This is a genomic window from Hyphomonas sp. UBA4494 (assembly GCF_002388935.1).
Taxonomy (GTDB): domain Bacteria; phylum Pseudomonadota; class Alphaproteobacteria; order Caulobacterales; family Hyphomonadaceae; genus Hyphomonas.
Map to the genome: position 1 here is coordinate 38015 of NZ_DGNK01000032.1, position 15441 is coordinate 53455.

At 59.7% G+C, this 15441-nt stretch carries 8 protein-coding genes and 1 pseudogene; 2 read left to right on the plus strand and 7 right to left on the minus strand.

Going from position 1 to position 15441, the window contains the following annotated elements:
- Positions 1 to 8: 8 nt before the first annotated feature.
- Complete coding sequence (locus tag B2P82_RS12410; RefSeq protein WP_290497255.1) at positions 9 to 2732, plus strand: M1 family metallopeptidase; 2724 nt, start codon at positions 9 to 11, stop codon at positions 2730 to 2732.
- Between the two features lie 287 nt (positions 2733 to 3019).
- Here the strand turns inward: B2P82_RS12410 and B2P82_RS12415 are convergent, their stop codons facing one another.
- Both B2P82_RS12415 and B2P82_RS12420 read right to left on the minus strand, forming a co-directional pair.
- Complete coding sequence (locus B2P82_RS12415; protein ID WP_290497258.1) at positions 3020 to 7747, minus strand: NAD-glutamate dehydrogenase; 4728 nt, start codon at positions 7745 to 7747, stop codon at positions 3020 to 3022.
- A gap of 358 nt (positions 7748 to 8105) precedes the next feature.
- Positions 8106 to 9233: an AI-2E family transporter gene (locus B2P82_RS12420; RefSeq protein ID WP_290497260.1), complete on the minus strand. Its 1128-nt coding sequence runs from the start codon at positions 9231 to 9233 to the stop codon at positions 8106 to 8108.
- Between the two features lie 131 nt (positions 9234 to 9364).
- Here B2P82_RS12420 and B2P82_RS12425 point away from each other — a divergent pair, with 131 nt between their 5' ends.
- The gene (locus B2P82_RS12425) at positions 9365 to 10888 is read left to right on the plus strand and encodes a helicase HerA-like domain-containing protein (protein ID WP_290497262.1); all 1524 of its coding nucleotides are present in this window, start codon (positions 9365 to 9367) and stop codon (positions 10886 to 10888) included.
- Positions 10889 to 10894: 6 nt separating this feature from the next.
- Here the strand turns inward: B2P82_RS12425 and B2P82_RS12430 are convergent, their stop codons facing one another.
- The 5 genes and pseudogenes from B2P82_RS12430 to B2P82_RS12450 form a co-directional block, all read right to left on the minus strand.
- Positions 10895 to 11806, minus strand: a complete 912-nt coding sequence (locus B2P82_RS12430; RefSeq protein WP_290497264.1) for a hypothetical protein — start codon at positions 11804 to 11806, stop codon at positions 10895 to 10897.
- Positions 11807 to 11880: 74 nt separating this feature from the next.
- Entirely contained in the window at positions 11881 to 12759 is an 879-nt protein-coding gene (locus B2P82_RS12435; protein ID WP_290497266.1) for an S-methyl-5'-thioadenosine phosphorylase, read from the minus strand.
- An 80-nt stretch (positions 12760 to 12839) separates the two neighbouring features.
- Entirely contained in the window at positions 12840 to 13832 is a 993-nt protein-coding gene (locus B2P82_RS12440) for a cytochrome c1 (protein WP_034810471.1), read from the minus strand.
- An 18-nt stretch (positions 13833 to 13850) separates the two neighbouring features.
- Entirely contained in the window at positions 13851 to 15308 is a 1458-nt protein-coding gene (locus B2P82_RS12445) for a cytochrome b (protein ID WP_290497267.1), read from the minus strand.
- A 16-nt stretch (positions 15309 to 15324) separates the two neighbouring features.
- Positions 15325 to 15441: pseudogene (locus B2P82_RS12450) on the minus strand (ubiquinol-cytochrome c reductase iron-sulfur subunit); the annotation flags it as partial.

A 15441-nucleotide genomic window follows, 5' to 3' on the forward strand; every position in this document is an offset into this window, starting at 1 on the left:
CCACATTCATGCACGATTCCCGGTTTCGCGCTGCCTTGGCGGGCGCGGTCTCTCTCCTTGCACTTCACGCCTGCGGAAATGCGAATTCCACTTCTGACGCAAGCCTCGGTTCCCAGACCCAGCCTGTCCAGATTCAAGTACCGCCCGCAGGGCAGTTGCCGACGGATGTTACACCACTGGCCTACCGGCTGGAGCTGAAAACTGATCCAGATGCCGACAGTTTCTCGGGTAATGTAGCCATTGATGTGGCCCTGACAGCGCCGCATGCGCGCATCTGGTTGCATTCGGTGGATCAGACGGTGCTGTCGGCCAAGGCCGTGCTGGACGATGGAACACATATCCCGGCAACTTTTACTGGCAATCAGGCACCGGGCGGAGTTTCAAGGCTCGACTTCGACTCGCCGATCCCGGCGGGCACGGCCACGCTCGAAATCAGCTATACAGCGCCCTACAATATGGGCCTTGCCGGTCTCTACAAGGCGGTTCAATCCGATACGGACTATCTTGCCACCCAGATGGAAGCGATTGATGCGCGCCGGATGGTGCCCTCATTTGACGAACCGCGCTTCAAGACACCGTGGAGCGTGACCGTCACCGCGCCAGAAGGCATGCAGGTCATCTCCAATGGCGAGGAAATCAGCGCCGAACCGGCCGAAGACGGTTGGACCCGGCATGTCTTCGCCGAAACGCGCCCGATCCAGTCCTACTTGGTCGCCCTCGCAGTCGGCCCTTACGAGATGCGGCCCACCCCGGCCATTCCGGCCAATGCCCTGCGCGAGGTGCCGGTGCCCCTGCGCGGCTTTGCTGCCCGCGGCAAGAGAGACCAGCTCAGCGAGGCACTCGACATCACTGACGAGATGTTGCTCTGGCAGGAGGACTATTTCGACTATCCGTACCCCTATGGAAAACTGGACCTGATCGCCGCGCCGGAATTTGCCTATGGCGCGATGGAGAATGCCGGCGCGATCATCTACCGCGAAGCCGCGCTGCTGATGAATGAGCAGACCAGCCTGTCCCGCCGCCGCGGTATCCTGACGACGCATGCCCACGAGCTTGGCCATCAGTGGTTCGGAAATCTCGTCACGCCGAAATGGTGGAACGACATCTGGCTGAACGAGGCCTTTGCGACGTGGATCAGTTACAAGACGATGGACGGGGTTGACCCGGACGGCGAGTGGGGCCTCAGCCCAATCCTGGCAGGGCTCAGCGCGATGGGGGCCGACAGTCTTCAATCGGCGCGCCAGATTCGCAATCCGATCAAAACCAATGGCGATATTCTCGACGCGTTCGACTCCATTACCTATCGCAAAGGCGGCAGCGTGTTGAACATGTTCGAGACCTATCTGGGCGAAGAAGCCTTCCGCGAAGGTATCCGCTTGCACATGCGTCGCTTCGAGGATGGCGTCGCTGATGCCGACGATTTCATGCAGAGCCTCGCCGACGGGTCCGGCCAGCCGGATATTGTTGAAGCCTTCACCAGCTATATCAACCAGCCAGGCATCCCATCGCTGGATGTCGCCGTGTCCTGCCCTGCTCCAGATGCGGGCCTGATCACGGTCACTCAAAAGCGCTATGCGCCGCTTGGCTCTGATATCGATACCAGTGCTCAGACCTGGAGCGTGCCGTTTGCTGCGCGCCTGAAAGGGCCTGTGGGTGATCGCACGATCCGTCAGATACTGACCGCGCCGGTCACCGAGATTCCTCTGGATGGCGATTGCCCCGACTGGGTGATGCCAAATGCCGGCGGCACGGGCTATTGGCGCTTCGATACGAATGCGGAAAACCTGACGGCGCTGATTTCCAACTTTGATAGCTTGTCTGACGCCGAACAGATCATGTTTGCGGATGCACTGATCTCCGGTTTCCGTGCAGGGCGGATCAGCACCGATGACCTGATGGCTGGACTGGCCGCAACCTCAAGCGGTCATCCGCGTGCGGTTTCTGAAGGGTTCGGCATTATTGGCACGCTCGACCGCATGCTGGAGCCATCAGAGCAAGCGGGCCTTCGCGCGTGGGTCCAGCGCACCTATGGGCCGTTGGCCGAATATCTGGAATCCCGTCCGGCAACAGCGCTGAGCCAGCAGGAGATGCTTTTGCGCGACAGGCTATATGGCTTGTTGCTGGAGTATGGCGAGCGGCCCGCTGAGCGCCGCGCCCTGCTCGCCCGTGCCCGGCAGTATGTCGGACTCGAAGGCAGCCCGGACGCGACGGCGCTTGCGCCGGAGGATCTCTCCACGGCCATGATCATCGGCATAGAGGATGGCGGCGCTGACTTCTATGAAGCTGCCAAGGCCTATGTCACCACTGCAACCAATCAGAATGAACGCTCGACAATCCTGAGAGTGTTGGCCAGTCGCGGAAGCAAGGATGTCGTGTCAGACCTGTTCTCGGCGGTTCTGAACGGCCCGAACTCGACAGACGAAGTCTTTACGGTTGTCTATGGCGCCATGGCCAACCCGGCAGCACAAGACACCGCATGGGATTTGATAACCACAAACTTCGAGACGGTTGTGGAGCGCATGCCCGAAATCCGTCAGCCAAAGCTCGCGGGCCTGACGGGATATTTCTGCAGCGTCAGAAAGGCCGCAGAGGCGGAAGACTTTTTTGAACAGAATGCGCAGCTGATCCCAGGCTATGAGCGATCCCTGGCCCAGGGCACGGAGAAGGCAACGCTCTGCAGCGCGCTAAGGGCTCAGAAAGCGTTGGATGTGAACAACTTCTTCCAACAGTAATCGGCCCGGCACCGCCCGGATAACGGGCTTTGTCGCTAATCGAATTTGTCTGAGATCTCCGGCTTGTATCTTGTCCGGGTCGCTTCTTGCCCAAATGGGAAGCGGCGGTCCGGTCGGGGTATGCTCAGGCCCCGGCCAGCGGATGGGAGGCGGTCCGCTGCAGGGGCACGACTTCCCACACCAATATGAATACCGTCCCTGCCGAAGGCGCCGCCTTCCGTCCGCAAGGACCTTGGATGACAGGAAACCGGAAGGGCACACGCCCTGTCCGGCTCTTGGTGCAACGATCAGTGGCGCATGAACTGGCGCAACGCGTCGGCCGCAAGCGCAAATCGCGCAAACGCCCAATTGCGATCCTTGCCCAGCGTATGCAACTCTGCGAGCAATGCCTTGCGCGCATCATTGCGCTCGGCGAGCCAGGCATCTGCCCCGTCTCCGGCGAGAGCCTTCTCGGTGGCATCCGCCTGCATCCGAACCAGTTCGTTCAACAGGCGACGGCCCGCCACGCGATCCCAATAATCTGCATGCAGCAGATTGTCCCGCGCCATGGCGCGAAGCCGGTCGATGCGCAGCTGGTCGCCAATCGTGTAGAAAGCCTTGCCGGCCGCCTCCACACTGACACCCGCCTTGCCAGCCAGATCGACCACGAGCAGCCCTTGAGCAAACTGGCCCATCGCAGCCGCCCATCGCGAAATCTCTTCCGACGCGCCGCGCTTCATCAGGCTACGCACTTCGCGCTCTATGCGCGCAGCCGGGAACGGCGAGTGAATGCCGGCGAGAATGGCCTTGAACTCGTTCAGAGGCGCTTCGGTATGTTGCACGGCGTCACCGACATGCAGGTCCGGATGGGTTTCAATGAACCAGAGCGCCGCATCGACCATGGCGCTTGCCGCATGCAGACGCAGATCGATTTGCACATCCGCAGGCACGATCGTGTCGAGCTGGTCGACCTCGCGCTGGAAGCCGTCAAAGTTCAAAACGGCACGCGCCGCTTCGAGCCCGCGCGCGACTTGCGCATTGTCGCCGCCGGTCACTTCGCGCAGGCGCAGCAGGGCCACCGGCCCGGCCATGTCCAGCACACGATTGGCAATGATCGTCGCGATAATTTCCCGCTTCAGGCGATGGTTCGACATCGCCTTTGAATAGGTGTTGATCGGACTCGGGAAGTAATTGACCAACAGGTCTTCGAAATACGGATCGTCCGGAATATCGGAGGCCACAATATCGTCGAACAGGGTGATCTTCGACCAGGCGAGCAAAACGGCCAGTTCCGGCCGGGTCAATGGCTGGCCGCGCTCGGCACGCACCTTCATCTCACCGGTCTCCGGCAAGGTTTCCAGCGCGCGGTTCAATACGCCTCGGTCTTCCAGATACTCCATCAGGCGCTCAAGCGCATCATGGTCTTCCTTGGCGGTCGTTTCGGCCAGGGTCAGCGCAAAGGTCTGTGTATAATTATGACGCAGGACAAGCGCCGCCACGTCACTGGTCATCTCCGCAAGAAGGTCGTTGCGGTCTGCCGGATCGAGGTCGCCCTCACGAACCGCCTCAGCAGCCAGAATCTTGATGTTCACTTCGTGGTCAGACGAATCGACGCCGGCGGAATTGTCGATCGCGTCCGTATTGATCCGTCCCCCATGCAGGGCAAACTCGATTCGCCCGGCTTGGGTGACGCCCAGATTGGCCCCCTCCCCGATGACTTTCACCTTCAGCTGATTTGCATCAACCCGGATCGCATCATTGGCACGGTCACCGGCGGCCGCATGAGTTTCATGCGCGGCCTTCACATAGGTGCCAATGCCGCCGAACCAGAGCAAGTCCGCATCCGTCTTCAGCAGGGCGTGGATCAACTCGTCGGGCGTGACCGCATCCTTTGACAAGCCACTCAGCGCCTTGATCTCATCGCTCAGCGTGATCGACTTCGCGGAGCGCTCGAAGATTCCGCCGCCTTTCGACAGGATTCCTTTGTTGTAGTCCGCCCAGCTCGATTGCGGCTTGTCGAACAGACGCTGACGTTCAGTCAGGTTCTTGGCAACGTCCTGAGGGTCCGGGTCGATGAAGATGTGCATGTGGTTGAAGGCCGCGATCAGCCGGATTTCCGGCGATAGCAACATGCCATTGCCAAACACGTCTCCACTCATGTCGCCCACACCGATCACGGTGAAAGGCTCGGTCTGGATGTTCTTGCCGAGTTCGCGGAAGTGACGCTTGACCGCTTCCCAGCCTCCCCGCGCAGTAATACCCATCTTCTTGTGATCGTAGCCAACCGAACCACCCGACGCGAACGCATCGCCCAGCCAGTGGCCCATCTCCTCACTGATCGCATTGGCGGTGTCGGAGAAGGTCGCCGTGCCTTTGTCCGCCGCCACGACGAGGTAGGGGTCTTCACCATCCCAGACAATCGTGTCCGCCGGGTGGGTGACCTGCCCCTCCACGAGATTGTCCGTGATACCGAGCAACGCCCGGATGAATTCCTTGTAGGCATCCCGTCCGGCCTCGAACCAGGCGTTGCGGTCAGAACGATCCGGCAATTGTTTCGGCAAGAATCCACCCTTGGAGCCGACCGGCACGATGACCGCATTCTTCACCTGCTGCGCTTTCACAAGGCCCAGAACTTCGGTGCGATAGTCTGATGCACGGTCCGACCAGCGCAGCCCCCCGCGCGCAACCGCGCCAAAGCGCAAATGCACGCCCTCGACCCGCGGGCTCGACATATATATCTCGCGGAAGGGTTTCGGCTCCGGCAGGTCTTCCAGTTCGCGGCTGGCAATCTTGAGGCTGACAAAACTGTAGGGCGCGCCATCGCCATTGGTCTGGTAGAAATTGGTCCGCTGAACGGCCAGGATCAGATCAGCGAGACGGCGCAGCACCTGATCGTCTGCCAGCGCCGACACGTCGCGTAATGCGTCCTCGATCTCTGCGCGCATTTTCTCGGCTTCATGCGTGCGTTCGGCGAGTGACATATCGCGCGCCGGATCGAAGCGGATAGCGAACAGGTCCAGCAATTTCTGGGCAATCGCCGGATAAGTCGAAAGCGCCGTCTCCTGAACATATTGCGGTTGATCCATGCCGCTCTGGCGGCGATATCCGGCGAGCGCCCGGATCAGGGCCGCATCGCGCCAGCTTGCGTCAGCGCTGAGCACCAGCCGGTTGAAGCCGTCATTTTCGGCCCGTCCGCTCCAGACCGCAACAAACGCATCCTCCAGCGCGGTTCGGATTGCATCGAGGTCAATTGCTGCGCCGGCCGTCGCGCACATGACTACATCGTGGATCCAGTAGGTCTCGGGCGCATCGTCGGCTGGCTTTTCCGTCGGACGGACCGGATAGCCGGTCTCGAAATCCACGAAGAAACCCATTTGCTCGAAGATTGGCACACAGGCAGACAGCGGGATCGAACCATTGCGGGAGTATATCTTGACCCGTATCTTGTTGTCGGAATCCCCTTCCAGCCGGTAGGCGCGCGTCAGGATGGGGTGACCGGCAGACAAATTTGCCATCGCCGCAACATCGCGCATCGCCTCGTCAGGCCCGAAGGCTTCGCGATAGGCTGCATTGAAAGCCCCGATGAAGGAACGTGCATTTTCCTGATGTACGCGTTCAAGGTCAGACTGGACCAGCGCCGACCGGAAGCCTTGCTCCCATGTTCGCGTGATCTGGACGATACGCTTCTCGAGCGCCGCAAGGTCCGGCAAGGGATGGCCCTGTCCCAGCCAGATTTCGAAATGCACCCGAACCAGGGTTTCAGAATCAAAATACGGACGAAAGCGCGTTACGTGCCCATTGTAAGCGGTGACCAGTTCCTGCGTGATGCGTTGGCGCATGGCGGTGTCATAGGCTTCACGCGGCACATAGACGATTGCGGTGACAAACCGGTCAAATTGGTCCTGCTGCACGAACAGGCGCGTGCGTGGCCGCCCGATCAGATGCAGCGCGCCGACAATGATCGGATGGAGGATTTTCGACGAGGTCTGAAACAACTCGTCGCGCGGCCAGGTTTCCAGCAGATTGGTCAACGCCTTTTCGGTATGTCCGCCGGGCGTTGCGCCAGAAGCTTCGAGGATGGCGGCAATTCGACGGCGGATCAGCGGGATCGAGCGGGCCGTTTCGTCATAGGCCTCAGCGGTAAACAGGCCGAGGAAGCGGACTTCGCCATTCACCCTGCCCTGCGCATCATATTTCTTCACGCCGACATAGTCGCAAGCGACCCGGCGGTGCACGAGGCTGGTCAGCGTCGATTTGGCAACAAGGATCGGATACGGTTCCGACAGATGTGCGCCAATCTCGGGCGTCAACACGAGGGGTTCGGCCTCGCGAGACAGAACGTTCAGTTCTTCATCGCGCAGCACGCCCAGATTGGAGCCCTCCACCATGATCGGCTCTTCGGGCAGCACTTGCCCATCGGCATTTGTCTCGAATTCGTATTCGCGGCAGCCGAGGAAAACGAAATGTTCCCGCGAAAGCCATTTCAGGAAGGCAACTGCTTCGTCGCGGTCCATCTCTTTGAGATGCGTGACGCCCTTCAGCCGGTCGATCTCCTGCTGCATGCGCGCCCGCATGGACTCAAAGTCCGATACGGCAACCGCATTGTGCGCCAGCGCCAGGCGAACTCCGGCTTTCAGGCGCGCCGCCTCATCGTGGGTCAGGATCGGCAAATGAACCTGGATGACGGACACGCTGCGCCCGTCCTGTCGTTTGACAATCGGATGAAACAGGGCCGCGACCTCAAACCCCTGCGCGCCGCACTCGCCAAGCACCGAATCCACGAGGAATGGCATGTCCGGGCTGGCGGTCTCTAGAATGGTACGTGACAGGGAGGCCCCGTTTTCCCCATCGACCTCCAGCAGGACGCGCACATCCTGCTCTCCCGGAGCGACCGTCTCTGCCCATTCCCAATGGCGGCGCGCAAGAAATTTTAGGTCGCCATCCGTCAGTCCGGTGAGGTCTTCGTGCCCTGATTCCCGCTGAATCTGGTCGAAAACTTGCTCCAACGGCTCATGTGAAGCAGAATTTACTGTCATGTGGGTGTCTCGCGAAAGAACTTAACGATGTTCCCATCTAGACTGCGTTGGCACACCGGCACAACACATAGGGGCAAATGAATTGCCCCAGCGTCATGACAGGTCTTTGGGGGATTGCATCCTGGGCCCTCAGGGCCCGTTATAAGCGGACCCGCCGAACGGGGACGTGTCCGGCGGGTCCTACAGGCCTATTCCGCAGGCTGGGTGGGGGGACGCACGCGGAGGGCCTGATCTCACTAAATTTGCAAGCGCTGTGCCGAATACAAGTCATCGTCAGCAGCGCCTGATGTTACCAATAATTGAGTATGGGCTCTGAACCGGATTCGCAATTATTAACTTGCCTAACACTTCGCATAATTTATCGATTTTCACCATAGGTCTGAGCAGCGCTGACTGCACCCGGCGGCTCCGTATTGGTACCCTTGCCTTGTGGATTACCATCTGCAGAAAGCAGGATTGCAATCCATCTGGTGCTGGAAGATTGCGCAAAGAATATCATCATCAAAACCGTCAAAGGTGCCGACAGGAACATGCCGGGAATGCCCCAGATTGCACCCCAGATGGCCAGGGAAAGCAGGACGACCAAAGCTGACAAATTAAGCGACTCCCCCATCATGCGCGGCTGGATGAAATTGCCGATCGAAAACTGCCAGAAACTGACGGCAGCAAACACGATCGCCGCATAGATGTAGTTGTCTTGCGGTGGTGTGCCCGGCACCCAGGCCGGAAGTTCCGGCTGCACGATGGCAAACAGCGGGGGCACCAGTGCCGCAACAATTGACCCCACAGTCGGGATATAATTGAGCACAAATATCAAAGCCGACAGGAAGAGCGCATTTTGCACCCCCAAGGCCAGCAATGAGAAATAGGTCAATGCGGTGATCAGGGCGGAGATCACAGTCTGGGTCCACAGATAGGTTTCGATACTGCGCCGCGCTTCATCGCCCACCTGGCGCACCTGCGCGCGTTGCTCGAAACCGGGGAAGATATTGTCCAGTTTCCGGGTCCAACTGGACTGCGCCAGGAACAGGAAGGCGACATAGATCAGGATCAGGACCAGATCGCCGGACAGGTCACCGGTTTCGTTGGCGATGGTCGCAAAGAAACGTTGTCCGGTTTCGTTGAACAGCAGTTCCTGCAGTGTCGGCGCACCCGACATGTGCACCACCTCATACATGTCCGCGATCATGTCGTTGATCCGGTTTTCATACTCTCCGGCGTCGCGCCCAAATTCGGCGATGCCATTTGCGAGCAGCGCCATGAATCCGAAAAATCCACCCAAAACAATCAGGACCGCGAAAACCCGGGCGTGCCCGATCTTGAGCGCGCGAGACCAATTATCGATCATAGTGGCAAAGCCCTCGATGACGAGGAACAGGAACACAGCCAGCGCAAAGGGCGCGAGGATGCTGCGGCCAAAATGAAGGAAGGTCAGGATGACGCCGGTCGCGATGATCCAGATGCCGGTCTTCGTCGCGCGATCCATAATATCCCCCGGAGCTGTGGTTACCACAGGGTGAGGAGAGCCTCGCGCGCCGTCAAGAGCCTGCGCCTCCACCCTTGCCGAATCCGGCGAATTCTCTAGCGTCGCAGCCTGTAAGGAATGAAGGGGACAGGATGATGGATTCCATCTTTATCGGGGGGGCAGATGCCGAGGGCACCGGCACGCCAAATGTGGCGCAGAACCTGTTGCTGAAAATCGCAAACCGGCATGGCCTGATCGCGGGCGCAACCGGCACCGGCAAAACAGTCACCCTGCAAAACCTGGCTCAGGGCTTTTCCGATGCGGGCGTTCCTGTCTTCTGCGCAGACGTGAAAGGTGACCTTTCGGGCATCTGCATACCCGGCAGCACGGATCACAAGCTGCACGACAAATTCGTTGCACGCGCCAACAAGATCGGGCTCGGCGAGTATGAGTACACGTCTGCGCCAACCGTGTTCTGGGACGTGTTCGGCGAGAAGGGCCATCCGATCCGCACCACGATTTCCGAAATGGGGCCCCTGCTCCTCTCGCGGCTGATGGACCTCACCGACGCGCAGGAAGGCGTGCTGAACATCGCGTTCGAATATGCCGACGATAATGGCCTGCTGCTGCTTGACCTGAAGGATCTGCGCAAACTGCTCGTTCATATGAGCGACAAGGAGGTCCGCGACGAACTCAGCAAGGAATACGGCAACATTGCCTCTGCGTCACTTGGCGCGGTGCAACGCAACTTGCTCGTCATGGAACGCGAAGGTGCCGATTTCTTCTTCGGCGAACCCGCACTGGAATTGTCGGACATGATGCGCACCAATACCGATGGGCGCGGCATCGTGAACGTGCTGGATGCCACCCGCCTGATCAACAGTCCAAAACTCTACTCCACATTCCTGCTCTGGCTGTTGTCGGAACTGTTCGAGCAGCTTCCCGAGATTGGCGATCCGGACAAGCCGCGCCTCGTCTTCTTCTTTGATGAAGCCCACCTGTTGTTCGACGACGCTCCTGCGGCGCTGATGCAGAAGATCGAGCAGGTCGTGCGGCTGATCCGCTCCAAGGGTGTAGGCGTCTATTTCGTTACCCAAAACCCGCGCGACCTGCCGGAAAGCGTGCTCGCACAACTGGGCAACCGGCTGCAGCATGCCCTGCGCGCCTATACGCCCGCCGAACGCAAAGGCGTACGCGCTGCGGCGCAATCCTTCCGCGAGAATGAGACTTTTGACACAGAGGAAGTCATCACCCAGCTTGGCGTTGGCGAGGCACTTGTCTCGACGCTGGACGCCAAGGGCGCGCCGAGCGTGGTACAATGGACCGTGATCCGCCCACCAGCCTCACGACTTGGCCCGGCAACGGACGCGGAGCGCAAATCGGTCCAGAATGCCAGTCCCGTCGCCGGAAAGTACGAGAAGTCGATTGACCGTGAGTCGGCCTATGAAGTGCTGGAAGCGCGCGAAGTGAAAGCCGCCAAGGAAGCTGAGGAACTCGCCAAGAAAGAGGCCAAGGCTCAAGCCGAGCTGGACAAGAAGAAAAAGAAAACGACCACGCGCCGCAGCTCCCGCCGGATGAGTTCGCTCGAGAAAGCGGGAAATCAGGCCGCCCGAACGGCCAGCCGGGAAGTCGTCCGCTACATCCTGCGCGGCATCATGGGCACGTTCAAACGCTAGCGGGGATCAGTTGGGCAAGCGGCCGGCTTCGTCGGAGTCTTCCTCGGCATAGGCCTCGTCCTCTTCCGACAGGTCGTCGTCCATCGCTTCAATCTCGGCCAGGGCGGCATCGACGTTTTCCGACGGCGTGATATCGGCTTCGCCCTCATAGGTGTCCTCGAAGTCCTCATCGATATATTCAGCTGCTTCGTCGGCTGCCGCGACGGCCATGACTTCGTCGGTCTTCGGCTTGCGCTTCCAGAATGGCGCATGCGGATCGGCTTTCCGGTCATACTGCATGCTGTAATATTCATGAGCGGTATGGGTCAGCGGGCGCGGCGTCAGGTGCAGACCGTACTGGCGCAGACGTTCAACGACTTCATCGCGCAGATGCATGCCCGGAAAGGAATTTGCCGAGAAGCCATGCGCTTTCATCCAGTCGCGCACGTGCCAGCTGCGCACAGTGCCCGCCTCTGAAGGACGTACACCGGCGTGCTCTTCCCACATGTAGAGCGTCGCAATGCCGTTGATCGTCGCATCCATCGCATCGTCGAGCGTTGCGCTGAGATCGCGCTTCTGGGCCAGCACCGCCCGCAACGCCATCTTGCGCGCCTCAAGTTCCTGATAGGTCGCGCCGATCACGGCGATCGCATTGCGATTGGTCTTGATCAGGGAAGCGTTTACACCGTCGAGCTGCGGATGCTGGACAGGCAGCAGGACATCTGGTCCGGCTTCCTGCGTGTCGACGATCTGGGCGACCTCATTCACCATGCGCTGGAGATTTATTCGCATCTCATGGCTGATGCCGTCGAGGGCGGAGATCGCGCCATCGCGTTCTTCATCCCTCAGCCGCCAAAGCTGCCAGGCGATCATCAATGCTGCTGCGATAAGCAGGCCGAGCCCGCCGGTGAAGAATGTGTAGAATTGCGCTTCACTCATTCTGAGATCCCCTCAACGCGTCCACCGTAAACCATGCTTCCCCCGCATGGCGACCGGTTAAGTGTTGGTAAACCTTAGCCCTTGAGCGCACGTCCTGCAATCACTTGAAGACGGTCGAGCAAATCCGGGTCGCGCGCCTGTGGCGCAGTAATCAACGCATAATCCAGACACGTATCCGTGCCGTTCGGATCCGGCGTACGCTCCATTCCGGACAGGGCTTCAGCAAGCCGGACAACAGCCTTGCGGGCCACCGCGCTGTTCTGGCCCATGATTTCCAGCACATTCGTCACCGATACCGCCTCGGTTTCTGCCCGCCAGCAATCATAATCGGTGACCATGCAAAGAATGGCGTAGGGCAACTCGGCCTCTCGGGCGAGCTTGGCTTCCGGCATCGCGGTCATGCCAATCACGTCGCAACCCCATTGCCGATAGAGTTTTGATTCTGCGAGCGAAGAGAATTGCGGCCCCTCCATGGCCAGATACGTGCCGCCGCGATGCATCTTTGAGCCGACAGCTTCCGCCGCATCTGCTGCAAGCCCCGACAGGCGCGGGCAGACCGGGTAGGCCATGGAGACATGCGCCACCATGCCAGCTGCGAAGAAGGTTTTGTCGCGCGCAAATGTGCGGTCGATGAACTGGTCTGCGGCGACGAAGTCACCGGGGGCGTATTCCTCTTTCAGGCTGCCGCAAGCCGAAATTGACAGGATGTCCGTCACACCCGCCGCCTTCAGTGCGGCGATGTTGGCGCGGTAAGGCACCTCGGTCGGCGTGATGCGGTGACCTCTTCCGTGGCGCGGCAGGAAGACCAGCTCCACCTCCCCTATCCGGCCGCGCACCAGCACGTCAGATGGCTTGCCCCAGGCCGTTTCGACCTGTTCCTCGCGGCGGTCTTCCAGGCCGTCAATTTCGTAAAGGCCCGAGCCTCCGATAATGCCGAGGGTCCATTTGCTCATGATCTGCTCCGGAAAAAGAAAACCCCGCCCTTGGATCAGCCAGGGGCGGGGTCGTCAATTCAAGGTTCTGTCAGAACTGCCTAGTGCTCTACGTTGCGCCAGATGCGCTTGTAGGAGAACCAGAGCAGGATCGCGAGGATGCCAAAATACACCATCACGGCAAGGCCAAGCGATTTGCGGTTGGTCTGTTTCGGCTCACCTGCCCAAGCGAGGAATTGCGCGACATCATAGGCCATCTGATCGATGGTCGCTTCGGTGCCGTCGCTATACTCGACGCGGCCCGGAACGAGCTGCGGCGGCATGGCAAGGAAGCCACCCGGAGGCGCATGGCGGGGATCGCCTTCGAATTGCGGAACCGTATCGCCCGGCATGTACGGATTGTAGTACTGGCCGGCATTCTGGATCAGGTAGCCTTCGTAATGGTCATCACCATGACCAATATGCAGCTTGGACGCGTCGATAACGGTCTGAACTTCGGCAGGCGTATCGTCGCTCGGATCATCCGGCGTGCCCCCGTCAGATGCTTCAGCGACAACGCGCTCTGAGAATACGTCCTCGTCCGGATAGCCTGCCAGCAGGCTGTACACATAAGACGCGCCATCATGGCGGGCCTTGTAGATCACTGACAGGTCTGGTGGCACAGCGCCGCCATTGGCCGCACGGGCCGCACTGTCGTTCGCATATGGGCTGCGGAATGTGTCGGCGGGCGTCGCCGGACGGAAATCATAGTCACCGACTTCATTTGGCGTCGGGCTGAGGATTTCGTTCTGCGCGGCCAGAGCCTTCACATACGGGTTGTCGTTCGGGTTCGGATAGGCCTCGTCATAGAACGGGCCACCCGGATCGCCGAGGTTGCGGTAGCTGAGCAGCTTCATGGAGTGACAGGACGAACAGACTTCCTGGTACACCTGATAGCCACGCTGCAGCGAGGCCTGGTCGAACTGACCCGTCACGCCTTCGAAGGGCCAGCCCTCTTCCGGTTCGTGCGGGTGAGCAGCGCCGCCGGCAGCATGCGCTGACGCGGCGATCATGAGACCGGCAAGACCGGCAGTAAGAATGCGGAACGCTTTCATGATTTTCCCCAAAGCTCCCTATTCAGCCGGCACGGCCGACGCTGACGCCTTGTGGCGCTTCAGCACGGATTTATGGATCGATTCCGGCAATTCCTTCGGCTTCTCGGTCAGACCAAGGAAGAACAGAAGAACGAAGAAGCCGAAATAACAGAAGGTCAGGAACAGCGAGAAGTGACGGAACCTGAAGGTCTCAGCCGACACAGCCGACAGAGACGGGTTCGAGTCAGCTGGCAGGCTCTCCATGAACCGTTTCGCGTCGATATAGGCTTCGCCACCACCTTTGTATTCGCTGGTCGCTTCCTGACCATCCGCCGTGTAGCTGACCACGAGTTTCGGGTCACCTTGCAGCGCCGGGATGACGGCATCGTCCGGATTGGCCGCGCCACACCAGCCGAGCAGCAGGCAGACGGCGACAAAGCCGAAGAAGAACTGCTTGGCCACCGGACGGTAGCGCATGGACTTCACTTTCGACGTGTCGAGCCAAGGCAGGATGAACAGGACCGCGATGGCTGCGAACATGAAGATCACACCGAGCAGCTTGGCCGGGATCGGGCCGAGATCGAACGTGATCGCGCGCAGGATGGCGTAGAATGGCAGCAGGTACCATTCCGGCACGATGTGCGCAGGCGTCACCAGCGGGTTGGCCTCGATATAGTTGTCGGCATGGCCCAGCACGTTCGGTGCGTAGAAGACGAAGACGGCAAACATGATCAGGAAGATCACGATCGCGAAGGCGTCCTTCACCGTGTAATACGGGTGGAATGGCACGGTGTCTTTCGCAACGTCCTGAACCTCAACACCGGTCGGGTTGTTGTTGCCCGGCACATGAAGCGCCCAGACGTGCAGGATGACAGCGCCGACGATCATGAAGGGGAGCAGATAGTGCAGCGAGAAGAAGCGCTGCAGAGTCTGGTTACCAATCGATGGTCCGCCGAGGATCCAGGTCTGGAGGCTCTCGCCGATCAGCGGGATGGCGCCGAACAGCGACGTAATGACGTTGGCGCCGTGATAGGACATCTGGCCCCAAGGCAACATGTAGCCGAGGAAGGCGGTGGCCATCATCAGAAGGTAGATGACACAGCCAAGGATCCACAGCACTTCGCGCGGCGCCTTGTAGGAGCCGTAATAGAGCCCGCGGAACATGTGAATATAGACGGCAAGGAAGAACATCGACGCGCCATTGGCGTGAATGTAGCGGAGCAGCCAGCCATAGGGCACATCGCGCATGATACGCTCAACAGACGCAAACGCGCCGTCGACACTGGCCTCATAGTGCATGGCCAGGATGATACCGGTCAGAATCTGAATCACGAGACAGACGGCAAGGATGCCGCCGAACGTGTACCAGTAGTTCAAATTCTTCGGGGTCGGGAAATTGATCGCCGTGTCCTGGGCAAACCGGACCAGCGGCAAACGCGTATCAAGCCATTTCGTAAAGGCATTGGTCGGCGTGTAGGAGGATTCGTGTCCACTCATCTGCGGTATCCTTCCCTTAAAGCGAAATGTTGATCACGGAGTCGGACACGTAATTGTAGTCCGGAACCGGGAGGTTTGTGGGGGCCGGGCCTTTGCGGATACGGCCAGACGTATCGTAGTGCGAGCCGTGGCA